Here is a 26,330-nt window from a genome sequence, read left to right as displayed (position 1 = left end):
CGCACTCACGCAAAAATCTCCCATACTCGTTTTGACAACCCTCCCCGGACCCGGTAGTGCTTTTGCCCATTGGGATGGCTGATTGGGTTTGCTGATGAAACTGTCGATCGGGTTGGGGACAAAGCGCTTTTCAGGGCTTTATTCAACGCACTTTCTTTCGCTGCTTTTCGCGGCCGGCCTGATGGCCGCCGCCCTGTCCGCCGCATCGCCGGCGCAGGCGCAAAGCTACCGCTTCACCAACGTGTCCATCGAGGGCAACCAGCGGATCGAGGGTGGCACGATCCTCAGCCAGGCGGGCATCGCGCGGGGCGAGACGGTCAGCGCCGGTCAGTTGAACGACGCCGCGCAGCGCATTCGCGCCAGCGGTCTTTTCGAGGACGTTCAGGTCATCCCGCAGGGCAACACGCTGGTGATCCGGGTCATCGAGTACCCGACGATCAACCGCGTCGCGTTCGAGGGCAACCGGCGCATCAAGGACGCCGACCTGCAAGGCTTCATCGAAAGCGAACCGCGCCAGGTGTTCAGCCCGTCGCGGGTGGAACGCGACATTGCCATCATGACCGAGGCCTATGAACAGAACGGCCGCGTCTCGGCCCGGATCCAGCCCAAGGTGATCCGCCGCAGCGACAACCGTATCGACCTGGTCTACGAGATCTTCGAGGGCGGTGCGATCGAGGTGAACCGGGTCAGCTTTGTCGGCAACCGGGCCTATTCCGACCGCCGGCTGCGCCGCGTGGTGGACAGCAAGCAGGCGGGCCTGCTGCGCGCCATCGTCTCGCGCGACACGTTCAATGCCGAGCGGCTGGAATTCGACAAGCAGGTGCTGCGCGATTTCTACCTGTCGCGCGGCTACGTGGATTTCCGGGTCACCGGCACCAACGCCGAACTGGCGCAGGAACGCGACAGCTATTTCGTGACCTTCAACGTGCAGGAAGGCCAGCAATTCCGCTTTGGGCAGGTCACCACCACGAGCGAGATACCCGAGGCCGATGCCGCCGTATATCAGAACGTGCTGAAGATTCGCCCGGGCGTCGTCTATTCGCCCACTCTGGTCGAGAGTTCGATCGCGCGGATGGAACGGCTGGCGATCAAGCAGGGTGTCGACTTCCTGCGGGTCGAGCCGGTCATCACCCGCAACGAGCGGGAGCTGACGCTGGACGTGGAGTTCATGCTGGTGCGCGGACCGCGCGTCTTTGTCGAGCGCATCGACATCGAGGGCAATACCACCACGCTGGACCGCGTCATCCGTCGGCAGTTCACCCCGGTCGAGGGCGACCCGTTCAACCCGCGCCAGATTCGCGAAGCCGCCGAGCGCATCCGCGCGCTGCGCTATTTCGAGGACGTGGACGTGGAGGCCCGCGAAGGGTCGGACCCCAGCCAGGTCGTGGTCGACGTGGATGTCGAGGAAACCACCACCGGCACGCTGTCCTTTGGCGGCAGCTACAGCTCGGATGGCGGGTTCGGCCTGACGCTGGGCTTTTCCGAGCGCAACTTCCTGGGCCGTGGCCAGCGCGTGACCGCCCAGATCGCAGCCTCGGCGGATACCGCGAACTACAACCTTTCCTTTGCCGAGCCGGCGTTTCTGGGCCGGGACGTGGAATTCGCGATCCAGACCTCGTTGCTGGAAACCGATGGCAACAACAGCCTTTACGACACCGTCCAGGGCGTCTTCCAACCCAGCCTGACGTTTCCCGTTTCCGAGAACAGCCGCCTGTCGCTGTATTACCGCGCCGGCTATCAGGAGATGGACGACTATACCGGCGTTTCGCCCACTCTCGCCGCCGAGGTCGCGCAGGGCGATTACTTTACCAGCGGCATCGGCACGCGCGTCGTCTTCGACACGCGGCGCACGGGGCTCAACCCCAATGCCGGCGTCCTGATCGATGCGGGCGTGGAATATAACGGGCTTGGTGGAGACCTCGAGTACATGAAGTACTCCATGCGCGTGGCCGGGCAAAAACTTGCCTTCAACGAAGAGATCACGCTGCGCGCCTCGGTCGAGGCCGGTGCGCTGGACTTCATGGGCGGCGACCAGTCGCGTGCCATCGATCGTTATACCGGGCAGGTGATGCGCGGCTTCGATTCCAACGGCATGGGTCCGATCCAGAATGGCGAACACCTGGGCGGCAACCTCTATGCGGTCGCCAAGTTCGACGTGGAATTCCCGCTGGGCACGCCCGAGGAATTCGGCCTGTCGGGCGGTGCGTTCTACGATGTCGGCGCGATCTGGAACGTCGACACGATCGGTGCGGCGCAATCGACCGGGTTCAATCCGCGCCACGTGGTCGGCCTGTCGCTGTTCTGGGACTCGCCGTTCGGTCCGCTGCGGCTGAACTTCTCGAAAGCGCTCAAGAAAGAGCCGGGCGACATCGAGCGCGAGTTCGATATCACGGTACGCACGGAATTCTGAGATGAGACCGCTACGGGCGCTGCTGATGTCGGTGGCCCTGCTGGCGGTCCCGGCCTGGGTCGCCGGCGGCGCCGTGCCCGCGCTGGCGCAGAATGTCGGCGTGGTGCAGAGCGATATCCTGGTGGTGGATCCCGAACGCCTGTTCGAGGATACCCGCATGGGGCAAGCCATCACGTCCCGCCTGCAGCAGGAGCGCGAGGACCTGATCGCGCTCAACCGCAAGCTCGAGTCCGAGCTGGAAGCCGAGGAACGGGCGCTGACCGAACAGCGGGATACGACATCTCCGGAAAATTTCCGCGCCCTGGCCGACGCCTTTGACGAGAAGGTGCAGCAGATTCGCGCCGACAGCCAGCGCCGGGTCCGCCAGCACGAACGCAACCGCGAACGCGCGCCGCTGGATTTCATGCGCCAGGTAGAACCTGTGCTGGTCGAACTGATGCGCGAGGCCGGGGCCTCGGTGGTGATGGACCGGCGCACAGTGCTGTTGCAGGACGATGTCGTCGACATCACCAGCGCCGCGGTGCAACGCATCGACGCCACGCTGGGCGACGGTGCGGGCAATGAGGGGGAGCCTTCGCAGGCCGGCAGCGAGGACGACGCCGCCGGGGACGGCACCGAAGACGCGACCGACAACTAAAGCGTTTCGCCACTTACCTGGGCCATCAGCGAAAGGCGTGACGTGTGCACCGATTGGCTGTCGTGCTGCGTTTCGCGGGTCAGCTGTGACACAGGTTTATCGCGAAACGCTTCAGGCGCGGACGCCGCCGCGCTTGCCCCGCCGGAGCCGAGTTGCTAAGCCGGGACACCGGGCGCGACGGCTGAGGCCCGCGCGACAGGGCAGAAGGAATAAACGACACATGACCCCCCCTCTCGACAGCGCCGATATCGGCCGCATCCAACGGCTGATCCCGCATCGCTATCCGTTCCTGCTGGTGGACAAGGTCGTGGACATGGACGGGATCTCCTCGGCTCGCGGCATCAAGAACGTCACGATGAACGAGCCGCATTTCCAGGGCCACTTTCCGGCCAAGCCGATCATGCCGGGCGTCACCATCGTCGAGGCGATGGCGCAGACAGCCGCCGTCATGGTGGGCGCCGCGCTGGAGATGGAGGACCGCGATCTGCTGGTCTATTTCATGGCCATCGAGGGCTGCAAGTTCCGCCGCATGGTGGTGCCCGGCGACGTGCTGGAGCTGAAGGTGACCACCACGCGCGGCAAGCCCGGCGGCAAGGTCTGGCGCTTTCACGGCGAGGCGACGGTCGAGGGAGAACTGGCCTGCGAGGCTGATTTCACCGCGATGATGGACCTGCCGAAGGAGTGACCCGCATGGCCGAGACGCGCATCCATTCCAGTGCGGTCATCGAGGAGGGCGCCCAGATCGGCGCCGGGGTCGAGATCGGCCCGTTTTGCCATGTCGGGCCAGAAGTTCGCTTGGGCGATGATGTGGTTCTGAAATCGCACGTGGTCGTGACCGGCGACACGCAAGTGGGGGACGGATCGGTGATCTTTTCCTTCGCCTGCATCGGAGAGATCCCGCAGGACCTGAAATTCGCCGGCGAGAAGACGCGGTTGGTCATCGGCCAGCGCAACCGCATCCGCGAGCATGTGACGATGAACTCCGGCACCGAAGGCGGCGGCGGCATCACCCGCGTGGGCGATGACGGGCTTTTCATGGCCGGCTGTCACGTGGCGCATGACGTGCAGGTGGGCAACCGGGTGATCATCGTCAACAACGCCGCCCTTGCAGGCCATTGCGTGGTCGAGGATGACGTGATCATCGGCGGGCTTTCGGGCGTGCACCAATGGGTGCGGATCGGGCAGGGCGCGATCATCGGCGCGGTCACCATGGTGACCAATGACGTGATTCCCTACGGCCTGGTCCAGGCGCCGCGCGGGCATCTCGATGGTCTGAACCTGGTGGGTCTCAAGCGGCGTGGCGTGGCGCGCAAGGATATCACCGCGCTGCGCGCAGCGTTCCAGATGCTGGCGCAGGGCGAAGGCGCGTTCCAGGACCGCGCCCGCCGGCTGGGTGAGGAAACCGAGAGCGACTATGTGCGCCAGATCGTGAATTTCGTGCTGGCCGAAAGCGATCGGTCCTTCCTCACCCCCGGCGCGGGCTGAGGCGCGCCATGACGCTGGCGCTCATCGCAGGGCAGGGCGGCCTGCCACCACAGCTGGTGCGGGTCATGCTGGCCCGTGGAGAGGTGCCGGTCATCTGCGAGATCGAGCAGTTCCCGTCGGACGTCAAAGGCGAACTGCCGCGGCTGGGCTTTCGCCTTGAAACGCTGGGCAGCTTCATCGCCACCGCGAAAGAGATCGGCGTCACACGGATCTGCATGGCCGGGGCCATGCGCCGTCCGCCGATTGATCCCGCGCAGATCGACGCGGCGACCCTGCCGCTGGTGCCCAAGGTCCAGGCGGCGCTGACCAATTCGGGCGACGACAGCACGCTGCGCATTTTCACGCAGATCTTCGAGGAGGCCGGCATCGAGGTTATCGGTGCCGCCGATATCGACCCCACGCTGCTGCCGCCCGAGGGCGTGACCGGCAGCTTACCGGACGGCGTGGAGCAAGACATTGCCGTGGCGGAGGCAGCGCTGGCCGATCTGGCCGCCGCCGATGCCGGACAGGCCGTCGTGGTGCGCGGCGGCAAGGTGATCGCGCGGGAGGATGCCCGCGGCACCGATGCCATGCTGGGCGATCTTTGCCCCGAGACCCCGGACCAGGGCATCACGCACGACCCGTTCGAGATGATGGGCGACATGCTCGACAGCGTGGCCGACTGGCTGAGCGGCCCGGTGGCCGAGGCGCGGGCCGCCGAGGATAAGAGCGAGGGCGGCATTCTCTTCAAGGCCCCCAAGCCCGGGCAGGAATTGCGCGTGGACATGCCGCTCATTGGCCTTGGCACCGTCATGCGTGCCGCCGAAGCGGGGCTGGCGGGCATCGTGATCGAGGCGGGCGGCGTGATGCTGCTCGACCCGGACGGCGTGGCCGAGGTGTTGCGCGCACAAGGCATGTTCTTGTGGGTCCGACCGCGGGACGTGGCATGAAGGTTTTTGTCATCGCCGGCGAGGCGTCGGGCGACCGGCTGGGCGCGGCGCTGATGGCGGGCCTCAAGTCTCTGACCGAGGTGGAATTCGCCGGGGTGGGCGGCGACCAGATGCAGGCCGAGGGGTTTACGTCGCTCTTTCCCATGGAAGAGCTGAGCGTCATGGGGCTGGTCGAGATCCTGCCCAAGTATGTCCACCTCAAGCGCCGCATCCGCGAGACGGCCCAAGCCGCGATCGACTATGACCCGGACGTGGTGATCGGCATCGACAGCCCCGATTTCTGCCTGCGCGTGGCGAAGATCATCAAGGAGCGCAGTGATCTGCGCATTGTGCATTACGTCGCCCCCTCGGTCTGGGCCTGGCGGCCCAAGCGCGCCGTCAGGATGGCAAAGATGATCGACCAGGTGCTGGCGCTCTTGCCGTTCGAGCCGCCCTACCTGGAGGCCGCGGGCGTGGCGTGTGATTTCGTCGGGCACCCGGTGGTGAACGATGCGCCGGCCTCGGCTGACGAGATCGCGGAATTCCGCGCCGCGCACGGCCTGGACGAGGCGCCGGTGCTCTTGGTGCTGCCGGGCTCGCGCGGCGGCGAGGTGGCGCGGCTGGGTCCGATCTTCGGCGAGGCAATCCGGCAGGTTTGCGCGGCGAAACCGGAGTTGCGACTGGTGATCCCGACCGTTGCGGCGCGCACCGAACAGGTCACGGAGCTTGTCGCCGACTGGCCCGGCGACCCGGTTGTGGTCGCGCCCAAAGGGCAGGGTGACCGCGACAAGAGGACAAAGGCCGCCGCCTTCGGCGCGGCGCAGGGGGCGCTGGCGGCGTCGGGGACCGTCTCGCTTGAACTGGCCGCTGCCGATACGCCGATGGTCATCGCCTATGACACCAACTGGATCACGCGCGAGATCATCCGCCGGATGCTGATCATCGACACGCTGACGCTGGTCAACCTGGTGTCCGAAACCCGCGCCATCCCTGAATTCAACGGCGAACGTTGCCGCGCGCAGCTGATCGCGCCCGGCGTTCTGGACATGCTCGACACTCCCGGCGCGCAGCTGGCGGCGATGCGGCTGACGATGGAGCGGCTGGGGCGCGGCGGCGAGGATCCGGGCCTGCGCGCCGCCCGCGCGGTGCTGGACCGGATGCCCGGATAACGCGGCGTGCGCCCGCGTCAATCGCCCGTTAACGGGAATCGCCCAGTCTTCGGGCCATGGTACAGCTTCTTCCTCTGCGCCGTCGGGGCGTCAGCCGGTTTGTCACCCTGACCCTGGCCGAACCGGGTGCAACGACGCTGGTGGACGAGATCGACCACCTGCAAGGCGCGGTGCGCATGGTCCGTGAACTCTGGCCGTTCGAGATCGACTCCTGGGTCGTCCTGCCCGATCACCTGCACGCCGTCCTGACATTGCCCCATGGCGACGCCGACCTTGCCATCCGGCTCAAGACGATCAAGGCGCGGTTTGCCTCGCGGGTCTCGACACGGGCGATGACACCCAGCCAGATCGCGGCGGGCGGCGCGCATCTGTGGGTGCCGCAGGACATCGTCGAACCTGTCCGCAGCCCAGCGGAGATCGAGGCGTTCCGCCAACATTGCCGGACCGATCCGGTGCGCCACGGCTTCGTCGCCGACCCGCAGGTCTGGAGATTCTCGTCGTTTCGGCAGGACAGCCGGACCGATCCGCGCCGTTATGAAAGGATCCCCCGGGGTGTGGTCGGGTTTGCGTAGCCCGTGCCTGCGGCCTGACCCCGGTCAGCCTTTCCAGATCCAGCCGCCGCCCAGGATACGGCTGCCTTCGGTCTCATAGAATACGCAGGCCTGCCCCGGCGAGACGCCTTCCTCGGCCACCATCAGCTCGACTTGGGCCGTGTCCGGCCCGGTGGGGCGAATGACCGCCTCGCGCGCCGGGCGGGTGGAGCGGACCTTGACCGAGACATGCCATTCGGACTGGCTTTCAAAGGATGCGTCGCCCAGCCAGTTGATCTCGCGCACGGGCACGGTGCGGGTGGCCAGCATATCCTTGGGTCCCACGATCACGCGCTGCGCGTCGACGTCGAGTTTCACCACGTAAAGCGGCTCGTCCAGGCCGCCGATGCCCAGCCCCCGGCGCTGGCCGATCGTATAGTGGATGACGCCGCTGTGCTGCCCCAGGACGCGACCGTCCGCATGGACGATCTCGCCGGGTTCCGCCGCGCCGGGGCGCAGCTTTTCGATCACGCTGGCATAATTTCCGTTCGGCACGAAGCAGATGTCCTGGCTGTCGGGCTTGTCCGCGACAGGCAGGCCATAGCGCGCGGCCAAAGCCCGCGTCGCGTCCTTGGACGGCAGGTGTCCCAGCGGAAAGCGCAGGAAGTCCAGCTGTTCGGGCGTGGTCGAAAAGAGGAAATAGCTCTGGTCGCGATTGGCGTCCGCCGCGCAATGCAGCTCGGGGCCGCGTTCGCCCGTCTTGCGCTGGATGTAATGGCCGGTCGCCATGCAATCGGCATCGAGATCCTTGGCCGTCTCCAGCAGGTCCTTGAACTTGACCCGCTCGTTGCAGCGGATGCAGGGTACGGGCGTCGCGCCGGCCAGATAGCTGTCGGCGAACTCGTCGATCACCGCGTCTTTGAAGATGTTCTCGTAGTCCAGCACGTAATGCGGAAAGCCCATTTCCTCGGCCACGCGCCGCGCGTCGTGGATGTCGACCCCGGCGCAGCAGGCGCCTTTCTTGGCCAGCGCCGCGCCGTGATCGTAAAGCTGCAACGTCACGCCGACCACGTCATAGCCTTCTTCCGCCAGCTGTGCGGCCACGACCGAACTGTCGACCCCGCCCGACATGGCGACGACGACCCGCGTGTCGGCGGGCGCCTTGGGAAATCCAAGCGAATTCAGTTCAGGATCGAGCGGCATGGCAGGGCTCCGGCGTTTGCCCGAATATAGGAAGGATCCGACAGGTGTTAAGAGGGCGCGGTGTGGCCTGCCGCGTCGCAAGTGTCAAGCCGGCCGCCGTGCTGCGCACCCGTCGCCGCCCGCTTTTAGGAAAATACGAGGCATTCACCGCGGCCCGTTTCACCCGGCGTTAAGGACAAATCCCGAATGTGGGCAGGGTGTTATCGAGGGGTGAACCAGATGTATCTGAAGAAAGTCGCAGGGCCCCGCGCCGTGACCCTGCCGGATGGCAGCGTCCTGACGCGGGCCGATTTGCCGGCGCCGGACACGCAGCGGTGGGTGGCGTCGAGAAAACTCCTGGTTGTGCGGGCGGTGGCGAATGGCCTGCTGTCGCAGGCAGAGGCGCAGGAGATGTACCAGATCAGCGCAGAGGAATTTCAAGAATGGCTTGAAGCGGTATCCCGCCACGGCGAGGCGGGGCTGAAGGTGACAGTGGCAAAACCTGTGGACAACCTGAGGTAGTAGCCGCTATTTGTTCTCATATAGTAACCAGCGGTTAACCAATTTTCGGGAAGATCGTTCGCGACAAGGTTATAAGCGGAGAATTGAACATGCGCGTTCTTCTGGTCGAAGACGATCCGAACACCTCGAAAAGCATCGAGTTGATGCTGACCCATGCCAACCTCAACGTGTACAGCACGGACCTGGGTGAGGAAGGGATCGATCTGGCCAAGCTTTACGATTACGACCTGATCCTGCTCGATCTGGGCCTGCCCGACATGAACGGGCACGAGGTGCTGCGGCAACTCAGGCTTGCACGGATCGACACGCCGATCCTCATCCTGTCCGGGGCGGACGACACCGAGAACAAGATCAAGGGGTTCGGTTTCGGTGCCGACGACTACCTGACGAAGCCCTTCCACCGCGAGGAACTGGTGGCGCGGATCCACGCCATCATCCGGCGGTCCAAGGGACATTCGCAGTCGATGATCCGCACCGGCAAGGTGAACGTGAACCTCGACGCCAAGACGGTGGATGTCGCGGGCAAGACCGTGCACCTGACGGGCAAGGAATACCAGATGCTGGAACTGCTCAGCCTGCGCAAGGGCACGACCCTGACGAAAGAGATGTTCCTCAACCACCTATACGGCGGAATGGACGAGCCGGAGCTCAAGATCATCGACGTCTTCATCCCGTCACAGGAATTTAGCAAAATCAGTAACTTAGAGCGTACGTGTGACACACGTTGAGACCCGCAATGTGACACACTTTGGCTGGGGCAGGGGATAGAGCCGCTGACGCGGCCTCGCAGTAAGTCTGGCCACCTGAAGGCGCAGAAAGCTCGGAAGCCTTGGAGGCGGTGGTGCGTTACGTCGCTGATTAGGTCGGCCTTGCGGTACAAAGTTGCCTTCGTGTTTAGAATCCGAATTGTCTGTTACGGCCCACAGCAGACTGGTATCGAAGACTAGCTCAAATCCTGCCTCACCCAGTACTGTGTCAGAGAAAGCCGTGCTACGCCTTATCCAAATTATTGGTCGAAACGTGTGCCTTTCCATGCAAGATGCACCGCACGAGAAACTTGCCGGAAAGCCCCACGATGCAAATTAACGTCATTCGCATACTTCAAAACGTCTTCGACAGCTTCCAGCAGCGCCTAAATTTTCTTTGGTTCGACTCTGGCGCTCCCAATGGCGAGGACTTTGATAAGAGGCTAAAAAACGAAGCAGAGTTGCGTGAAGAGTCACTTAGTCAAGCGACGGTAGGCTACGTAGAGAAAATCGAAGGGCGTGCGGCGGGACTTCTGCAACACGTTTCACTGATGATCGCGCTGACTGGCGTGTACTTCGCGATGAACGAAGATAACTTACTGTTAATGATCGTACTTGCGGCTGAGATTATTGGTTACCTCTGGGCAGCGCTGTGCTGCTTGCGATGTCTTCTTCAGATCTCGACCTCCCAGTGGGCAGGGTTTGACGCTGACAAATTTCGAAATGCTTATGAGCTTGAAGGTCTAAAGAGAGAGCTGATTTATCGACATGCCCTGCAGGTACTTGTACTCCTGACCATTATGCTCGTGATAATCGTGGCTCTACACGCCTCGTGGTTATTGGTATTTGCACGGCCCTGACCCTGCGTTACTCCGCCGTGTGCCAGTAGTTGCCCCAGCAGCAAGGGCGGTCGACCTATCGTATGTCCGGAGTATCTAGGATTGGTGCAGGGCGCGGCGCATGGCCGCTTCCCTCCCGTACTACCAATGCTGCGAAAATTATGAAGGCCTCGAATAGGCTCCTTTGCGCCATCCACTGCGTTGCAGCCTTGACTACAACAGAGGCGGAAGGCCCCCTAGGCGCGGTCACTAGGCTTCGTCGTCTTCCTGACCTTCTGTGGAGGCTGTGGCGCGGTACGTGAGTGAGTAGGTGGCTTTCCGCGCGGTGTCATCATCAATGGTGTTTTCTCTAGCCTCCATTTACTGAATACAGGCCAGAAGCTTTGGAATAGAACTGTGACAGAAAAGAATTGCTGGGCTTGTCTCTCGCCCCTGAAAGAGCACCAAAAGGTCTGCCTAAAGTGTAATTCTTGGCAGAACTGGCGAAGGTTCATCAACATATCGAACACTTCGATTGCTTTGCTAATCGCACTCCTGTCCGTTGCTACTCTTGTCGGTACGAAATTGTTAGAATTGTACGATGAATTTTTCCCGGACCTTGAGGTCAATCTTGCCGGACATTTCAATACCGAGAGTCGACTACTCACTGTAAATGCTTACAACTTTGGAGTGGATTCTGCGAACCTAGGCTCGAATATCCGTTGCACCTTTGGATTGGAAGACGCGATGGGGCATGCCAAAGACAACGAGGGTGTCGAAGTAGAGTTCTGGTCAATTCACGAAAAGATAGTCTCTCCGAAAAGCGCCCTCCAAATCCAGTTTACGCCGCAAGTGTCTGATTTCGATCCCGGCCACCACCAAGTGCTATGTTTCGGAGCCTTGAATTACTTCGATAGAACAACACTGGTCGAGCCGTTCTTTTTAACAATCGTACCCAATACAGATCATGTTTGGTGGCCAGTCGAAGGCATGGCTACAACCAATGAACTTATCGAGGCCCTGTACCCAAAGGAAATTAAGTTCCAACGGGAATAGTGTATCGCGGGAACGTCACTGGCCTTCGTAGTCTCCCTGACCTTCTGTGTCGCCTGCGTCATTCGCGGGAGGTCCACCGATGCCGGACGGCAGGCGCGCGTCAGCGCGGCGGTACAGTTCGCGCAGCATCGCCTCCTTGTCCGCACCGGCGGCGTCCGTGCCGTCTTCCGTAAACCCGCTGCGCGTAAGCCCGCGCTGTTCGCGGATTGCGTTGATCTTGTCTGCGTAGATTCCGAGTCTGCTCATTCTGTTATCCGTTCTTTCTAAGTGCGCGCTGCGCGGCTGACAGGCCGTCTGCAGCAGTCTGGGCCTGCGACCTACGGAAGGCGTCAGGGTCAGGGCTGGTGATGTTGTAGGTCGGCGCGTAGTTGACCGTCTGTCCGCCTGCACCTTCGGTATCGCCGTTCATTTCGACCGGAATCTTGCGCCCCTTGGACAGGGGAATAACCGCCTCATTCGGGTGCAGCATCGCCGGGATGCCGGACGTGTTGGGCGTGCCTTCGCTGAAGTGCGGAGCATTCTTGAATGCCGTTGCCGGGACCGCGCTATGCGCCACCGCCTGCGTCGAGTATCCACCTTCCGAGAAGAGGCCAGCGAGAAATCCGCCGCCGAAGAGACCGGACAAGAAGCCGCCACCACCACCGGAACCGCCGCCGCCCAAAAGACCGCCGAAGAGTTCCTTAACGGCCAACTTCGCGGCGAGGTCTGCCATGGTCGCAAGGATGGAGTCCGCCAACCTTTCGAAGTCGAACTTCCCGGTCTGGGCGAAAGAACTGATCTCATTTGACAGGCTGTCGAGCACTTCGACTTCGATCTGGTCCGCCGCTTCCTGATAGGACGGTACAGCGTTCAGCCACCCCTGCGCGCCTGCGTTTGCCGCCTTGCGCATTTCATTGGCGGACTTCTGGGCGGCGTCAATCTGGCGAATAAGAGCTTCGGTAGTGGCGTCTACAGCGCCGCCCATGGTGGTCTGCGCTTCTGCCATGGCGCGGGCACCTTCCCGCGTCTCAAACTGGCCTGAGGCCACCAGTTCAAGCGCCAACTTTTCTTCGGTGAGACTCGTGAGCCGGTCCTGAAGAGACTCAGTGAGATCGGTCACGGCCTTCTGTTCTTCCGTCAGCGCGGCGGTACGGCTTGAAGAGCCACCACCGCCACCACCGCCCGAACTGGACGCGGCCTTGCGGACGTCTGCGCGCTTGGCGGCGAGTTCAGCGTCAAGCCGAAGGCTTTCCTCGAACTGGTATCGCTCCATTTCAAGCAACTGCCCCTGCGCCCATCCTGCGATGCCGCCGGTTGAATTCGCGCTCATTTCCTTGGCTGCGAACTCCCGTTCCTTCTCAAACCTGACGCGGGCAACGGCTGCTTCCTTGACGCTCTTCCCCGCGTTCAGGGCGGTCAATTCAGCGCTCTTCGCGGCGTTGGAGATGACTCCTCCACCAATGGACGCGAGACTGGACAGGATAGCATTAATTTCGGCGCGTACGCCTGACATGGCTCCTGCCCATGCGTTCGTCTGGCCCGTGGCCCCTGCGATAGCATCGGAGGCGCGGTGCAGAAGCTGCTGCAAAGCGTCGGACTCGTTCGAAAGGTCAATCATGTGAATCGCGGCCTGCCGAAGCTCAGGCGGGAACTGAGAAAGCTCGATTCCAGCCTCTTCGGCATGCTTCACGATTGCCTGAAGCGCGGCCCGCTGTTCGTCAAAGGTCTTAGCCCGCCCCAACCGCAAAAGGACGCCTTCGAAGTCGGCGGCGGCGGCGCGGCTGATCTTGAAATCGGTCGCGATATTCTTGATGCCGTTCGAGTACAGCGCCGCTGCGCCCTGTGCCTGACGGTACCGGGTCTCGATGAAGCCAAGTTCTGCTACCTGCGCGCGGAGCGCGTCGATAATTTCACCCCGACGCAGTTCGGCCTGCGCGACAGCAAGTTCGCGGGCGCGGATTGCAGCCGTTCCATACTTTTCAGCCAACTGGACCGCGTCCATTTCCAGCACGTCGAGAGTGGCGGAAAGGTCCGTTGAAAGGGTGCTGAGCGTATCAAGCTGACGCTTCAGGGACTCGGTTGCGTCTTCGGCACCACCTGCCGACATGGCCCACTGAACCAATGCAGCCCCGCCCGCGATGATGCCGATGGTCGCCAAGCTGACTGGATTAATCATGGACAGAAAGCCACTCTTAAGCGTCGAAAGTATAGATGCGCGGTCGCCCATCATGTTCAGGACCTGCGAAACCTGCGTACCCTGCTGAACGGCAAGCAACAGGGGACTCTGGCCAGAGGCCAGCATAACGCCAATATCGTTGAACTGCGCCGCCATGTTCGCCGTATGCATCCCGCTCACGCGGGCCTTGCCAGCATACACGGTCGCCGCGTTGCCAGCCGCCAAGAGCGACTGACTTGCTGTCTCACGTGCCTGAGCCGCCCTTGCCGCCGACATTGCCCCGGCGTCCTCCAAGGTCTGGATTTCACGCAAGGCCTGTTCGTATCGCTGGGAATTTGCGTAGAGGGGGTCATGGGCGGCGCGGAGGCGCTGCAATGAATTGGCGCGGTCGTTGGCCGCGTTAGCGGCCTGTTCCTCTGCACGCGCGGCTGCGATGGACTCGGCGCGCAGGCGTTCGGACTCGCGGCTGGTGCGGTTCAGTTCGCTGGCGAGGTCCGCATAGGCGGCGCGGGCTTCGCGGACGTCCAGACCGGACGTGGCATTCGTGAGGCTGGTACGAAGACGGGCGAGTCCGGCTTCCAGCTTTGCCAGCCCCTGCGTATCGCCAACGGACAGAAGACGTTCCCGCAAGCGTGAGGCCTGATCCGTCGAAACGCGAAGACTGTTCGCGCTCTGAATAGCAAGCTTGCGAATGTTTTCGGCGGCGCGGTCGCTTGCACGTCCCGTATCGCCAATACTCTTAGAAGCGGCGGCGGCTTCGCGGGTGACCTCGCGGAGACCGCTGGTATCAACACGGCGGAGGGACGTGAACGCGCCGCTGCTGTCCTTTTCGAGGTCGCGGACGGCGCGGCGGACGGATTCAATCGCGCCCTTAAATTCGGACGCGCCGCGCTTGGCGGCAGACGCGTCGATCTTCAAACGGAGTTCATGGGTTTCGGCCATTTCTGGGCCTTTCTTTTTCGTGACTGCTCGGAAAAGGAGACAACGGTCAGGGCGTCCAGTGGCAGCCAAAACGGCCTGACCGTTGTCGAGTGCATGGCGGAGAAGAGGTGCCGCCTAACTGCTAGAGATGGTCACATCATACCACGATGCGGCCTCAGCACCTAGAGAACGGCAGATTCGGGTCACACGCTTAAGTTGAGTGTGTCGCAGTCAGGACTGCAACTCTATCTCACCCGATTTTGAAATTTTCGGGCGGGGGATTCTGATTCCGAGAGGCCGGAGGGTGTTTTGCGGCTGGGTCCCCTGTCGGGCAAAAATTGCACGGCAGCAGAACAAACGTAACAAACACGACATGGAAAGTTGCCGTGCACTTTTTGGTCAGTTTGCACCACCTATGTGGACAGCATCTACGCCCGATTTTGACCCCCACCCCTAGTCCCGCCTTGGGTCCCATACACTAAATATAGGTCCGAAGGGACTTAATGGTGTTAAGTCTGCTAACGCAGACAACATCTGGTTTGCCCGCTCACGCGGGGGCGCTGCCCTGTCCTGCGCTCCTCCATGTCCTGTTTTGACCTGTCAGCGCCTCTACCGTCACGCCGCATCCGGCCTATAAACACCGGCCTTCACCAGCATCTGACGGACACTATTCGCCTGATATGCTTTGCCAGATGGTGCGGTGAAGCCTTCGTTTGCGAGGTCTGTGGCTATCTGGCGGAGGGATCGACGGTTCCCCTTCCTGTCGGCTCTGTAGAGGGCCTTGGCACGCGTGAGCGTGTCTTCACTGTACTGCCGAGACCCGCCCTCTACCCGGCGTCCTGCGGCCTCTGAGCGCCTGTCGCGACCATCCTTCAAACGCTTGACCAACTTGCGCTTTTCCAGTTCGGCGAAGACCATGCCAATCTGCGACATGGCACGACGCATGTCGTCTTCCTCTTCGAAGAGCGGTTCGCCGTTGGCGCAGATAACCTGTACATTAAGGCCCTTCAGAAGCACTTCGCCGAAGATGCTGGCGTGCATGGTTCGGGCAAAACGCGACGGGTCTTCGATGATGATGGTGCGGATTCCGTTGCCTGCGATGTGTTCCAGCAGGGCCTTGAAGCCGGGACGGTTTTCGATGAGTTCCGCGCCGGACACCGCTTCGTCATAGTATTCCGCGACGATCTGGAAGCCGTTCTCTTTGGCGCACCGGGCAATGGCGTCCCGCTGGCGTGCTCCACTCCCCTTATCGTCACCGACATTGGCTGCGCTGGATGTTCTGAGATATGCGATAGCGCCATTTTCAGTCATGATTCCAGTCTCTTGCGGGTGATTCCGTTATGATACCTGAGAGATATAACACTTCTGGCGGGGTGAGTCCGCTTTGAATTTTGGAAACAATGGGTTTTTCAGAGGTTTGTGAGCGCGTCAGCTTTCAGTTCCAAGCGCCTTACCTTAAAGGAGTTTAAGATATGTCAACATCGCTTACATATTTTCAGTAGTTGCGTTTCGGCTCGCGCATGGCGGCCGATGAGGGAAATGCTGTTAGTCGGACTAGTGGCCCAAGCTCATTACAGCCTCGTAGGCGAAGCAAGATTCCAAAGTGAAACTGACGCGATAGTCACCGGGCGGTAGATCGGCATCAATATAATAGTCTTGAAAGGGTTTCAGAGCCTCATTGGCGCTAAGCACTGTGCGCCCTGTGACTTCATCCCGCACTTCGAGTTCAGTTTCAATGTCGCCAACTGAGCGTGTTCCACGCAGTTTGAACTTAATCCTGCCGGGGGCTGCATCAACAAATTGAACCGCAGTATAGTTGTCAAAGAATATGCCAGTGCTTTGCGGCTTAGTGATTTTCGAAACTAATTCAGGCAAACCATTCTTGATCAACAAATGCTTCACAGTTGCCGCATCGGCGTCCGTTCGAACAAGAATAGCCTTAAGTGTCGAAGGTATGTCCAACGGGCTGTTTGCTAGAACCTCCGCACAGCGTTTCCGTCTCTCATCGTCAGATGGGTAAGCCTCATCATGGTAAATGCCTTGGAAGTCCAACTGATCAAAGCCACAGTCACCGTCCAGTATCTGCGAGGCAGGCGATTGCATATTGCAGGTAGAAAATTGAGTACTTTGCATTTTCAAAACAGTTTCGCCATCAAATGCTAGCACAACAAGAAAACCTGCGTGTCGCCCCATATAATAGTCAGCTTCTTTTCGTATACCCTCGATATGATATTGCGTCGGTGTCCTAGGGCGGAAGTACAGGCGAGCATAATCGTGGGCGTCTTCACGGTTTTGAATAATTTCTTCGGGCGCGATGTCGATCCCAAGAACCCCGGCAGCAACAGCGTCGTTTCTTGAAAGCAATTGACCTTGCTTCAGAATGTCAATTGCTGCCTCTACGTTAGCGTGATGGAATAGGTGCTCAGGCCATTTCTTCTTGTAGTTAGAAAATTTCCCAAGCCATTCGGCAACATGAGCCTCATGGCGCTCGACGCTTATTCCCATAATTGAAGCCCTCTAGTGCACCCCAAACGACATCGGCGCGGGGGAGCTGCTTCGCACACATTCAACTGCCAAGTTCACACGACCGTGGCGATTGGCTATATTGATTGGCCTAACATATGGCAAATTAGACAAGACGCTAAACACCTTAAGTGCGGAACTCTGAACAGTTTCTGGAAGATCGAAACGCGACACTTGGCTGATTGTCAGAAGATTCCAAATACGGAATAAGTCGTCTTCGGCAGCTAAGAGTTGTTCGCAACCACGGGCACCACGCAACTCGCACTTTTCGTTTAGAGCCACGTAAAACGGTTCAGTCATTAACAAGGGGCGAATTTCGCCATGGTTTTTCTCGATTAAGTCGCGCAGATCTCTATAGAAATCTTCAAATGAGCTTGGTTTGCGAGCTTGTTGCATCAACGGCAGCTCGTGTTCAAGCTTCCCTAGCTTCTTTTCAAAGTCGTGGATAAAAACTGTGATTGGGAGGTCATGAAGCATTTCAACCATTAGCGGCCTAACTTCTTCCCAATCCAAACCGCCATTCCCGCAGCCGAGCCGGGGAAATGCGATTTCGCGAATGCCCATAGCCTCATACTTAGCTCTAAATTCTAGCAAGCCATCCCGCACATACTCAATCTTCGAAGGGTTGCGCCAATGCTTCTTGGTCGCGAAGTTCAAAACCCACTGATCTGGTCCCTTCCACAGCCAGAACGAACCGGGCAAAAGATCGCCTTTTTTACACAATGCTTTATACTCTCCGAACATGTCGGGATAACGCTCCTTGAATGCAGCAGCGAGACCTTTCCCCATAACTCCAACAGTGTTGACCGTGTTTACAACCGTCTGTGCGGATGATGTCATGAGGCTAGTTCTGTGAAATTTTAGCATGCGCTTTACTCCCTGCTTCGCCTTCCGGGGTTCGACGATGTTACACGAAAGAACAAAAAAGGAACACCTCAAGAATCGAAGTTTCGTATCAACATATGGTTGCTTGGTGTGCTTCGTCCACCTTTTATGTACCATGTAACTGTGCGGGGTCTGCCTTAGCAAATGTGGTCACCGACGCACCGCGAGCTGTCTCAATAGAACGCAGCTGCCAAACCTCCAAACAACCTCCAAGCCCTTGGAGGCGGTTCGAGCCATAAAAACAAGGGTCAAACGGCCCTACCTCCAAACCTCCAAGAGAATCTTTTCAAAAATAATTGGAAGTATACATACACACCAACGGCATGAGGGTGTGTGTGCCCCCGCCTGAATTCCGGTAAGGGGCGTGATCCTTGGAGGTTTGGAGGTAGAGGCATTTGGGCCAAGTATTGTTAAGAAAAAACGCCTCCAAGCCTTTGGAGGCGTTTTGAGGTTCTGCCCCGGCTGATGCCGGGAAGCGCTCATTCGCTGCCCAGCAGCGCCTTCTCCACGTTCTCACCCAGCACCTCATGCGGGAAGAGCCAATACCGCATATCCCCGTGCTCACCACACCGCCCGCGCTTTTCGGCGACTTCCACACGGAACAGCCGCTTGACCATTGCAACAACATCCGCGTCCTCGGCATTGTGCTTGTTCCCTGAGGCCTCGATGTAGGACCGGAAGGCGGAAATCGGCAGGCGCAGACCATCCTCCCCAGCCTTGAAGGTTTCGTCGTAACCGGCAACACGCAAGGTCGCTTCGCGCTCCCGCAACACGGTCAAAAGGCGGCGCATTGCGGGCCGCATGGAATTGTAACCCATGACCCGACGCTCGGGCGTTTCAGGTGCGGTGCGGACGTCTGCCCAAGTGAACCCGGCTGACGCCGGGTCGTACCGTTCCAGATAGGCCAGCAGCATTGCCATTTCCTCGCCTTCAATCGCGGCGGTCAGGTCCGCGAAGAATTCTGAATTGCCCTTTTCCTCGGAATTGAAAAGCAGCACGTAATACCGCCTTTCCGATCCATTCATTTCAATCAGCACCGGCACCGCCTCATTCGAGTCGAAATAGAACCGGGTAAATGAAGGCATGATAATGAGACTGTAGCCCTTCACTTCCACCGGAATCGTGGTCGAGTCGAGCATGGACTTCAAAGCGCTGGAAACCTTGGGGTTCGCGCCAAACACCGCCTCGGGAACCTGCACCAGTACACACTTGCTAATATGCTCGCCTGCGAACTGTCCGGTTACATGCGCCTCATTCTCAAGCTGCTTGAAATGCGGTGCGGCAAGCTTCGACAGCAGCGCACCGAAGCGCCCCTTCCCGATACCGCCCTTGCCGATTCCAATGATCCCCGTCCCCGGCTTCTCACCGGGCCGCTGGACAAGGTGCGCCATCCAGAGCAACAGCCACGCAAGCTTTTCCTCTGAGCCGTCACACACAATCCGCAACAGGAAATCATGCAGGACAGGAAAGTCGTGCTTATCGCCGTACTTACCCGAAACTCCCCTCAGCTTCCGGCCCTGATACATGTTGAAGTCGTTTGCACCCGGCACTGTGGGCGGCGGAGCAAACACAAGTCCGCTCTTGCGCTTGGCGGTTTCAAGGAAGGTCTGCGCCGGGTTCACCAGCTTGTCACCTTCCATGATCTGCCGATCAAGGTGCAGGTGCAGGAAGTCGTCCTTGCGGTACACCGCGATAGTGGAGTCGAACTCGGAGCTAAAGGCGTTCAGGTCCGGCTTGCGGACAATACGGAATGATCCGCCCAGATCAACGGGCGCATACCGGTGACCAAGGGTTGCCAGAGCAGTTTCCATGTCATCTCCCAGCGGCTCTGCGGGATCGAGGCTATCATTGTCCGGATCACCTTCCAGAGCGTTGGCATAAGCCGCGTGACGCTCTTCGGCCTTCTCAGCCGCGTGTGAGGCCTTCTCTGCGGCCAGCATCTCACGCCCCCGGCGTTCCACGCGCTTACGCCCATTAGCGTCGAGATGCGCCTTTGCCAATTCACCCCACTTGTCGACGGCCTTGCCGCCTTCACCGGCCTTACAGATACCGGCATAGATCGCGGCGAAATGGTCAGCGCCTGCGTTAGCAGGCAGGGCCGTGAACGCACGTCCCACAGCGGCGGGGGTCTTGAGCCAACCAATCCTGATTTCTTCGGCCACGTAGTCCGCGCGGTCTACCGTGATCGCCTCGCCGTCAACTTCGGAAGGGTAGAACATCGGGTCGCACAAAAGGACGGAAAATGAATCACCGTCCGGCAGGTCGGTCTGGTCTTCGAGCAGGCGAAGGAAATCGCAGGTGTACAGGCCCGAACAATGGTCATGGTGGCAGTAGATAATCGCCGTTTCATCCGCGCTTTCGCCTGCAGCGCCCCACGCCATGTCTGCCCCGGTCGTATGCGCGCTTGCGTTGGGGCAGAGGATATCGACGCCACGCCCTGCATCTCCGCGCACGTCCCAGCCGATCATTTCCAGAAAAGCGGGAAGGTCAAAAATCTCGCCATGATCGTTGAACCACGCCAGAAGGTCAAAGCCATCCGACAGGAATGCAGGTTCCCCCTGTACGCCACCATTGCCCCCCTTCGCTCCTGACGGCGCGCGGCGGGTGTACTTGGCAACATCACCGGCAGGCATGTCATCCGGCGACAGCCCACGCCCCGCCAGAATGTAGTGCTTGAATTCAGCGCCCTCGGGCCGTGCCGGGGCATGCATCATCTGCGAAGGAAGGGCACCACGCGAGTCGATCTCGCCGCCCTCGGGAATGAGCATTTCGAGGAATCCGAAGTAGCGGCTCTTCCATTCGCCCAAGCGCTTTTCCCACGCGTTCGGATCGTCATCACGATTGCCCAACTCGAAAGTCTCAGTCAAAGGAATGATGATGCGGAAGCGGTCACTTCCGGTGCCGCCCTTGGTGGTGTGCGAATGGGTCGTGTAGATTGCCGCGAACAGGCCCAGTTCCCGCAGGCGCGGGATGATCTGTTCGACCGTGCATCCGCCGTCAATGTCGGCTGAGACGGCCCGGACATTCAGAATCTTCTTTTCCAGCTTGTAACAGAATTCCACACCGTTCCGGCGCTTACGCGCCCGCTGCCCTTCGGCGAAGAACAAGGCATTTCCGCCCTTGCTGGCCTGTTCGGGGTGCCGGGTGAGAAACGCGGAAACCGCGGCTCCAAAGCTCTGCTCATGCCGTTCCCAGTTACTGCCCAACGTGCGCGGCGCGGTGTCAGTCGTTCCAACGACAATAGACGAATTCAGAATTGCGTCACATTCCGGTGCGCTAAGATCACCGATCACCGTTGCGTCATTGATGCGCGTCAGCGCGGGACGACTAAAGCGGACCACGTTCCCGTCGCTGCAATGATCGTACATCCAAAGGGGCGGCTCACGCCGCTCAGGGATATCGCCGTCCGCGATTTCGGAAGGGTCTTCAACGTCCATATGTTCGAAGACGTCAAAGGGGGTCTTGGTTTCTACCATTTCTGTTCTCCAGCAAGTTATTGCATCTCTTCACCTCCTTCAGACCCATTTACTTTCGGCGACGGACGGCGGCGAAACAGGACAAAGCCGCCATCCCATCTATGTTTCGGCTGGCCCCCTAACGGGGGCACAATCGAATTACCGGTGCAGTGGCACAACCTGCCTGCTGCGCTCATCGATTCGTTGATCCACACGAGCGGTCAGGTCGGCAAGCGCCGCCTTCGCGCCTTCCAACGCGAACTGTTCGTCTCGCTGCTCCAACAACTCTTGAAGGCTGTAGGCCCTCCAAATGATCTCTTCCACGCCGACTTTCCCAATGCCGATATCTACCCGTCCGGTGAGTAGAGATTCCTAATCACAGAGTCAAGATATTTGTTTATTTACAATAGCTTAACGGCTTGAAGCCGAAATCTGTCGCGCAGACGGTTTTCTCGCCATAAGCTTGAAGCCGAAAAGCGGGCCTCAGGCGTAGTCGTCGAGAATGTCCGCCAGATCGTCCGCAAGCTTTGCCGGATAGGCCGCGATTTCAAGGCGCTTCGCCCCATGTCCGACATACCACTCCTCCGACGCGGGCTGCTTGAAGCCCGCCGACTTGAACACCCGGCGCGTCAGCGCCGCATCGCCTCCAAGGGCATCGCGCAGCCAATCGAATTCGATCCTCACGCCGCCATTGCGCGCACCTACGGCCCGCAACCGGTCCGCGAGGTCGTCAATCATGTCTTCGTCGTAATTCGTTTCGCGGGGCAACGCCCCAAGATGATGCTTGCGCATTGTGATCTCCTCGATGTGGTCCCGGCGGGGGCGATACCCAAAAAGAACCCCGCCGGGGACGGGACGGCTAGGCCGTCCCGAATTCTCTTTCCATCTGCGCGGCAATGGCGCGTTCGATGATGTGAAGGTTCTCCCTCCATTCAGCGGGCGACGCACAGGCCAGCCACGCAGCGTGCCACAGGGCGCGGCGGCGGGCGGGTCTCTCCATCACCTTCCGAAAAGGCAGTGGCTTACGCGGCGCGGCGCTCTGCGAGCATCGCCTGCTTCTGCCGTTCAAGTTCTGCATTCTCTTCCTCGAACATTTTAGGGGTCCAATGCGACCGCGCCTCTTTCCAGCGCCGAAGCACTTCGGCTCGCTTCTTCGCCCGCACCTTGGCCTTGCGGCGTTCAGCGGGCGACAGGTGGAGGAAGTCGCCAGTACTGTTAATCTCAGAGGTCAACTTAGAGGCCTCCTGCCTTGCGGGCGGCGGCGTCGCTCCGCGCCCTCAGGCTATTTCTGCGGCGGTCTTCAGTGGTCAGAGGTGCTGCCGGTGCCGGAGCGGCTTCAGGGACCGCAACAGGCGCTTCCAGAGCCTCGCAGATTGCCTCGAACTCGGCGACGGTCACGGTCTCGCCCGTGGGAAGAAAGACGTACCCCTCGCCCTTGTAGATCGGCGGACCGTCCGGCGTTTCTGCAAGGTCAGTACGATACTGAAACAGCCGACGATAGGTGCCGTTCTCAACGGCCTTCCAGTGGCGAATGGCGCTGACGATGTGGTCCGCGCGGCTCATACCAAGCCCCACTTGCGCGCCATCGACAAGCGAGTACCTGCGTCCTCGATTTCGCTCAGCATCTCCAACCGTTCCGCACGAGAGGCGGTGTCCGGTTCGGCGGGCGCGGTGGCAATTCCAAGCTCGCGCGCCTTCGAGATACGGCGCGACGCAGAACTGGCCCATCGGTCGGGGTGGACGTCATCCTTGCCGCGGTTGACCTGTGATACGGCGGCTGAGCGAGCTTCTGCGTCCCCCTCCGCAATGCGGCGGGCGAGCGCGGACTCATGAAGTGCAGGCAGCGCTTCCAATTCCGCAAGGTAGTTGTCTGCATCCATCTTACCGCCGCCATTTCCGAGCGCTGCAAGGCGGGCTTCACGGATGTCCAGAACCTGCTCAGGTTCGATCTGAACGCCGCGTTCCGCCGCGTCCGAAATCACCTTTTCGCAGATTGCGGCCCATCGCTCTGCGATGACCTGCGAGCCGCGAACAAGGTCCAGAAACGTGTCGTGGTTAGCCATGTTATGCGGCCTCCTTTGTGGTGGTGGTGTAATTACAGATTGCGAAGGCCGGACTCATACGATCCATGTCCGGGACGTCCCCGGCCCGGAAGACGAACTTCAGCACATCGGGCTGCAGGCCGATCAGGACGCGGAGCAGTTCGAGGTTTTCGACCACCGGGGCGGCGCAGACGTTAGAGTTTGCCACGCTGACCACAAAGAAATTCTGAACCTTGCTGAGGCGGGTCCGCGCGTCGTCGGGCAGCCATTCAATCAGGCGTCGGGCGACCTCTGCGGCTTCAACACCGCCGACATACAAGGTGTCTTCAGGGGGCGTAGCGGCGCTCAGAAGGGCCGGGATAGCGCCCTTGGCAATTTCGCGGGGGCGGACGGTCGGCAGGGCTTCTGCCAAATTGTAAAGGCGGGTGCCGCGCGGCCCGGAACGATAGGTTGCGCTGCGGAGTCGCCGTCCTGCTGTCTCGACGCAGCAGCCGCAGGCCCGCGCGTAGTCGTGCTGTGAGATTTCCATGCTCATCCTCAATATCGGGAAAATTTGTCGCACAGTCATTTTGTGCTTGACACAAGCAATAGCAGAATCCGAATCAGATGTCCACGTTTCGGCAAATTCGGGTCAAGGTCAGCAATGCTGACCTACCTTGGTGGCCCAAAACCGGATCGCCGCACGACAACAGAAACGCCCCAGCGAGACGGCGGGGCGTTGTGTGGGTGGTCTGGTGAGTGCCCGCGTAGCGGGGCAGGGCAGTTACAAGGCGAGTGCTTCAAGGTCCGCCCGTGGGTCGATCTTGTCTAAGCTCGCTTTGAGCGCTTTCATCCGAGCGCCTTGACCATATGCCGCCTTTGACCCCAATACCTCTTCCTTGCTTCGTCCACCCATCTCTAGGTTGTGTATGAGGTTCATTCCTACGGCAGTGGCGCAGTCTTCCCACAAATGCCGATAGCTGTGGAACGTGTATCGTTGATCGGTGATCCCCAGCTTCTTACGCAGCCTCTTGTTGAACCTTCCGGAGAACTGGATGCTGGTATGTCCGTTCTCGTTCGGAGTGATTGGCATCAACCCTTTGGCGGTCTCGTTTTTGAAGAGGTAGTCGTCATCTGGTTGTTTCTTCGCGAATTCGATGAAACCGGCTTCGAGCAAAGCTTGGTGAACAGGTAGCAGCCTTACACTTGGTGCATTCTTGGTCGTCTGCCGTTCGTCTGCATCCGTCAGCCACACACACCAAGTCTCACCCACTTGGATAACGTCCTTGCCGAGAATTTGACAAATCTCCCCAATCCTCGCGCCCATGTACGCAGCAAGTAGTGGACCCCAGTGATCGACGGAAGCCGCGTCGCGGGCGGCTGCATCGTCGAAGGTCGCCGCCACCATCTCCGGGTTGAAGGGCAGTCGTTTCCGCTCTTTCTTCGCAGAGTTTTTCTTACGTGGTGAAAGCAGTTTGAAGTGCGCCCACGGGTCCGTTGTCAGGTACCCCGTTGAGATTGCGTGAGGCATCAGCGCCCGGATAGCACCGATGTGCTGCCGTACCGTCTCTTCACTAACTGTTTCGAGCTTTTTCGCCCTCGCTACGGATACCTGCTCATTGAAGTTGAGGCTCCTTAGCTCAATAGTGTTCTGGTGCGCTGGAAGCTGACGGTAGGCAAGCGTGAATTCGCGCAGTTGGTCTATGGTCAGAGCATTCAAGGGAAGGTCGCCGACAAAGTCGATGAAGCGGTCTGCGACCATTCGCCAGCGATTCACGGTGCCGGGTTTGACTATGTCATATCCATCAAGAACGGCGATGAGTTCACGTAGGCCGAAAACTTCGGGGTCTTTTACATCTTCTCCCAAAGCCCGAAGGGTTTTTGCTTCCCTAGCAACAGCCTTATCGAAGGATTTCAACTCTCTCTGGTGGCTGTCCACGGCCTGTTCCCTCTCAGCGATAGTAGACGGCTCATCGCCTCGAAGGTCGCTTTCCGTTAACGCCCCGCCAGCGACCAAGAACACGCGGGCGGTGTCGGAGAGGTCAAACTGCTTTCGCAGTGCTTTCACACTTTCCGCTTCGTCGAAGACGGCGCGTTGATCTGGGGGCAGGCTATCGAAAGCTTCTGAGAGAGCGGCGCGGCGCTGTAGCTCTTCGGCTTGCTCGATAAAACGGGCCTTGGCCAAAGTGACGGCTTTTTCCGCCTCGGACTTCGAGTCAGTGCCAAGGGAATCCCTCAGCCACTTTTTGCCACCATAGAACTCATCTTGAAGGGCGGGGGGGATTCGTAGGTTGAGGCCGTAGAGCCTCCGAGGGCCTCGAATGCGTGTGCCGGGGACGTCTGATTTTGCCATGCTTGAACCCTCAATGTGACACACTTTGTGACACAAGTTGTGCGCTTTCGGAAGCTCTAACATACTGTTTATAATGATTTCAAAGGCTTTTCCGGCCTAGCTGAAGATCATCGACGTCTTCATCTGCAAGCTGCGCAAGAAACTCGCCGAGGCAACGGGCGGTGACAACTACATCGAAACGGTCTGGGGCCGCGGCTATGTCCTGCGCGACCCCGATCCGAGTGAAGGCAAGGGCGACGGTCCCCGCCTCGCCGTGGGCGCCTGAGACCGGACTGGCGGGCGAGCCGCCCCCCTCCGATCCTGCGCCGCGTGCCTGCAAAGACGCCGTCGCGCAAAACCGGCCCGACACGCCGGGTCTTGCCATACGGCGTTCCCCCGACCGGGTCCGGCCCCAGCGCCGGGCCCGGTTTAATTCCGCCGGTGGCCTGCACCGGCGGACCGGGACCACGCCCGGCGCTCGGGGCCACTCGAACCTGGCGGGTCTTCGCAAGCGGCGCGGGTCCGTCGCGGCCGGCCCTGAAAATCGGTCATTCAGCTTCGCTGCGAAAGGCTTT

25 protein-coding genes and 2 pseudogenes are annotated in these 26,330 nt (G+C 60.2%); 13 read left to right on the top strand and 14 right to left on the bottom strand.

Annotated features, from left to right (window positions below):
- Positions 1 to 94 precede the first annotated feature (94 nt).
- The 7 genes from bamA (at position 95) to FIU85_RS01440 (ending at position 7,181) form a co-directional block, all read left to right on the top strand.
- Entirely contained in the window at positions 95 to 2,410 is a 2,316-nt protein-coding gene (bamA, locus tag FIU85_RS01470) for an outer membrane protein assembly factor BamA (RefSeq protein ID WP_254701845.1), read from the top strand.
- A gap of 1 nt (position 2,411) precedes the next feature.
- Positions 2,412 to 3,047 carry an OmpH family outer membrane protein gene (locus tag FIU85_RS01465; protein WP_254702971.1) on the top strand — a complete coding sequence of 212 codons (636 nt, stop codon included), beginning with the start codon at positions 2,412 to 2,414 and terminating at the stop codon, positions 3,045 to 3,047.
- 220 nt (positions 3,048 to 3,267) lie between these two features.
- Positions 3,268 to 3,732: a 3-hydroxyacyl-ACP dehydratase FabZ gene (gene fabZ, locus FIU85_RS01460; protein ID WP_152492394.1), complete on the top strand. Its 465-nt coding sequence runs from the start codon at positions 3,268 to 3,270 to the stop codon at positions 3,730 to 3,732.
- A gap of 5 nt (positions 3,733 to 3,737) precedes the next feature.
- Complete coding sequence (lpxA, locus tag FIU85_RS01455; RefSeq protein ID WP_152492395.1) at positions 3,738 to 4,532, top strand: acyl-ACP--UDP-N-acetylglucosamine O-acyltransferase; 795 nt, start codon at positions 3,738 to 3,740, stop codon at positions 4,530 to 4,532.
- An 8-nt stretch (positions 4,533 to 4,540) separates the two neighbouring features.
- A complete protein-coding gene (locus FIU85_RS01450; protein WP_172978769.1) occupies positions 4,541 to 5,461 on the top strand; it encodes an LpxI family protein in 921 nt (306 codons plus the stop codon).
- Positions 5,458 to 6,609 (top strand): lipid-A-disaccharide synthase, encoded by a 1,152-nt coding sequence (gene lpxB, locus FIU85_RS01445; protein WP_152495584.1) that lies wholly within the window; start codon positions 5,458 to 5,460, stop codon positions 6,607 to 6,609. The genes FIU85_RS01450 and lpxB overlap by 4 nt, the downstream gene beginning before the upstream one ends.
- Before the next feature lie 56 nt (positions 6,610 to 6,665).
- Positions 6,666 to 7,181, top strand: a complete 516-nt coding sequence (locus tag FIU85_RS01440; protein WP_152495583.1) for a transposase — start codon at positions 6,666 to 6,668, stop codon at positions 7,179 to 7,181.
- A 24-nt stretch (positions 7,182 to 7,205) separates the two neighbouring features.
- Here FIU85_RS01440 and mnmA read toward each other — a convergent pair whose 3' ends face one another.
- Positions 7,206 to 8,342 (bottom strand): tRNA 2-thiouridine(34) synthase MnmA, encoded by a 1,137-nt coding sequence (gene mnmA / locus FIU85_RS01435; protein ID WP_152495582.1) that lies wholly within the window; start codon positions 8,340 to 8,342, stop codon positions 7,206 to 7,208.
- A 219-nt stretch (positions 8,343 to 8,561) separates the two neighbouring features.
- On the opposite strand from mnmA, the gene FIU85_RS01430 reads away from it, so the two are divergent.
- The 4 genes and pseudogenes from FIU85_RS01430 (at position 8,562) to FIU85_RS01415 (ending at position 11,463) form a co-directional block, all read left to right on the top strand.
- Positions 8,562 to 8,843 carry a DUF1153 domain-containing protein gene (locus tag FIU85_RS01430; RefSeq protein ID WP_152495581.1) on the top strand — a complete coding sequence of 94 codons (282 nt, stop codon included), beginning with the start codon at positions 8,562 to 8,564 and terminating at the stop codon, positions 8,841 to 8,843.
- Between the two features lie 89 nt (positions 8,844 to 8,932).
- A pseudogene (gene ctrA, locus FIU85_RS01425) lies at positions 8,933 to 9,514 on the top strand (response regulator transcription factor CtrA); the annotation flags it as partial.
- Between the two features lie 404 nt (positions 9,515 to 9,918).
- Complete coding sequence (locus FIU85_RS01420) at positions 9,919 to 10,449, top strand: hypothetical protein (RefSeq protein WP_152495579.1); 531 nt, start codon at positions 9,919 to 9,921, stop codon at positions 10,447 to 10,449.
- Positions 10,450 to 10,947: 498 nt separating this feature from the next.
- Positions 10,948 to 11,463, top strand: a complete 516-nt coding sequence (locus tag FIU85_RS01415) for a hypothetical protein (protein WP_172978768.1) — start codon at positions 10,948 to 10,950, stop codon at positions 11,461 to 11,463.
- A 15-nt stretch (positions 11,464 to 11,478) separates the two neighbouring features.
- Here FIU85_RS01415 and FIU85_RS01410 read toward each other — a convergent pair whose 3' ends face one another.
- The 6 genes from FIU85_RS01410 to FIU85_RS01385 all read right to left on the bottom strand — a co-directional run bounded on the left by FIU85_RS01410 (position 11,479) and on the right by FIU85_RS01385 (position 21,423).
- Positions 11,479 to 11,709, bottom strand: coding sequence for a hypothetical protein (locus FIU85_RS01410; protein WP_152495577.1), 231 nt, complete (start codon positions 11,707 to 11,709; stop codon positions 11,479 to 11,481).
- Positions 11,710 to 11,713: 4 nt separating this feature from the next.
- Positions 11,714 to 14,560 carry a phage tail length tape measure family protein gene (locus tag FIU85_RS01405; RefSeq protein WP_152495576.1) on the bottom strand — a complete coding sequence of 949 codons (2,847 nt, stop codon included), beginning with the start codon at positions 14,558 to 14,560 and terminating at the stop codon, positions 11,714 to 11,716.
- Positions 14,561 to 15,154: 594 nt separating this feature from the next.
- On the bottom strand, positions 15,155 to 15,850 hold the full coding sequence (locus FIU85_RS01400) for a recombinase family protein (RefSeq protein WP_152495575.1): 696 nt from the start codon (positions 15,848 to 15,850) through the stop codon (positions 15,155 to 15,157).
- Between the two features lie 243 nt (positions 15,851 to 16,093).
- Entirely contained in the window at positions 16,094 to 17,044 is a 951-nt protein-coding gene (locus tag FIU85_RS01395) for a DarT ssDNA thymidine ADP-ribosyltransferase family protein (RefSeq protein WP_152495574.1), read from the bottom strand.
- 12 nt (positions 17,045 to 17,056) lie between these two features.
- The gene (locus FIU85_RS01390; protein ID WP_172978767.1) at positions 17,057 to 17,929 is read right to left on the bottom strand and encodes a macro domain-containing protein; all 873 of its coding nucleotides are present in this window, start codon (positions 17,927 to 17,929) and stop codon (positions 17,057 to 17,059) included.
- A gap of 497 nt (positions 17,930 to 18,426) precedes the next feature.
- A complete protein-coding gene (locus FIU85_RS01385) occupies positions 18,427 to 21,423 on the bottom strand; it encodes a primase-helicase family protein (protein ID WP_152495572.1) in 2,997 nt (998 codons plus the stop codon).
- 144 nt (positions 21,424 to 21,567) lie between these two features.
- Between FIU85_RS01385 and FIU85_RS21865 the strand changes: the two genes are divergently transcribed.
- Positions 21,568 to 21,768: a hypothetical protein gene (locus tag FIU85_RS21865; protein WP_172978766.1), complete on the top strand. Its 201-nt coding sequence runs from the start codon at positions 21,568 to 21,570 to the stop codon at positions 21,766 to 21,768.
- 117 nt (positions 21,769 to 21,885) lie between these two features.
- On the opposite strand, the gene FIU85_RS01380 is transcribed toward FIU85_RS21865, so the two are convergent.
- The 7 genes from FIU85_RS01380 to FIU85_RS01355 form a co-directional block, all read right to left on the bottom strand.
- Positions 21,886 to 22,194, bottom strand: coding sequence for a hypothetical protein (locus FIU85_RS01380; RefSeq protein ID WP_152495571.1), 309 nt, complete (start codon positions 22,192 to 22,194; stop codon positions 21,886 to 21,888).
- A 67-nt stretch (positions 22,195 to 22,261) separates the two neighbouring features.
- Complete coding sequence (locus FIU85_RS21860; RefSeq protein ID WP_172978765.1) at positions 22,262 to 22,402, bottom strand: hypothetical protein; 141 nt, start codon at positions 22,400 to 22,402, stop codon at positions 22,262 to 22,264.
- A 22-nt stretch (positions 22,403 to 22,424) separates the two neighbouring features.
- Positions 22,425 to 22,634 carry a hypothetical protein gene (locus tag FIU85_RS01375; protein WP_152495570.1) on the bottom strand — a complete coding sequence of 70 codons (210 nt, stop codon included), beginning with the start codon at positions 22,632 to 22,634 and terminating at the stop codon, positions 22,425 to 22,427.
- Position 22,635: 1 nt separating this feature from the next.
- Positions 22,636 to 22,965: a hypothetical protein gene (locus tag FIU85_RS01370; protein ID WP_152495569.1), complete on the bottom strand. Its 330-nt coding sequence runs from the start codon at positions 22,963 to 22,965 to the stop codon at positions 22,636 to 22,638.
- Positions 22,962 to 23,465 (bottom strand): hypothetical protein, encoded by a 504-nt coding sequence (locus tag FIU85_RS01365; RefSeq protein WP_152495568.1) that lies wholly within the window; start codon positions 23,463 to 23,465, stop codon positions 22,962 to 22,964. Before FIU85_RS01365 ends, FIU85_RS01370 begins: the two co-directional genes overlap by 4 nt.
- Before the next feature lies 1 nt (position 23,466).
- Positions 23,467 to 23,979, bottom strand: a complete 513-nt coding sequence (locus tag FIU85_RS01360) for a hypothetical protein (protein WP_152495567.1) — start codon at positions 23,977 to 23,979, stop codon at positions 23,467 to 23,469.
- 228 nt (positions 23,980 to 24,207) lie between these two features.
- On the bottom strand, positions 24,208 to 25,776 hold the full coding sequence (locus FIU85_RS01355; protein ID WP_172978764.1) for a phage integrase SAM-like domain-containing protein: 1,569 nt from the start codon (positions 25,774 to 25,776) through the stop codon (positions 24,208 to 24,210).
- Between the two features lie 100 nt (positions 25,777 to 25,876).
- On the opposite strand from FIU85_RS01355, the pseudogene FIU85_RS01350 reads away from it, so the two are divergent.
- Positions 25,877 to 26,041: pseudogene (locus FIU85_RS01350) on the top strand (helix-turn-helix domain-containing protein); the annotation flags it as partial.
- Positions 26,042 to 26,330 lie beyond the last annotated feature (289 nt).

The organism is Roseovarius sp. THAF8, from assembly GCF_009363735.1.
Lineage (GTDB): Bacteria > Pseudomonadota > Alphaproteobacteria > Rhodobacterales > Rhodobacteraceae > Roseovarius.
The sequence above is the reverse complement of the archived record's forward strand: the minus strand, read 5'-3'. Positions and strand labels throughout refer to the sequence as shown.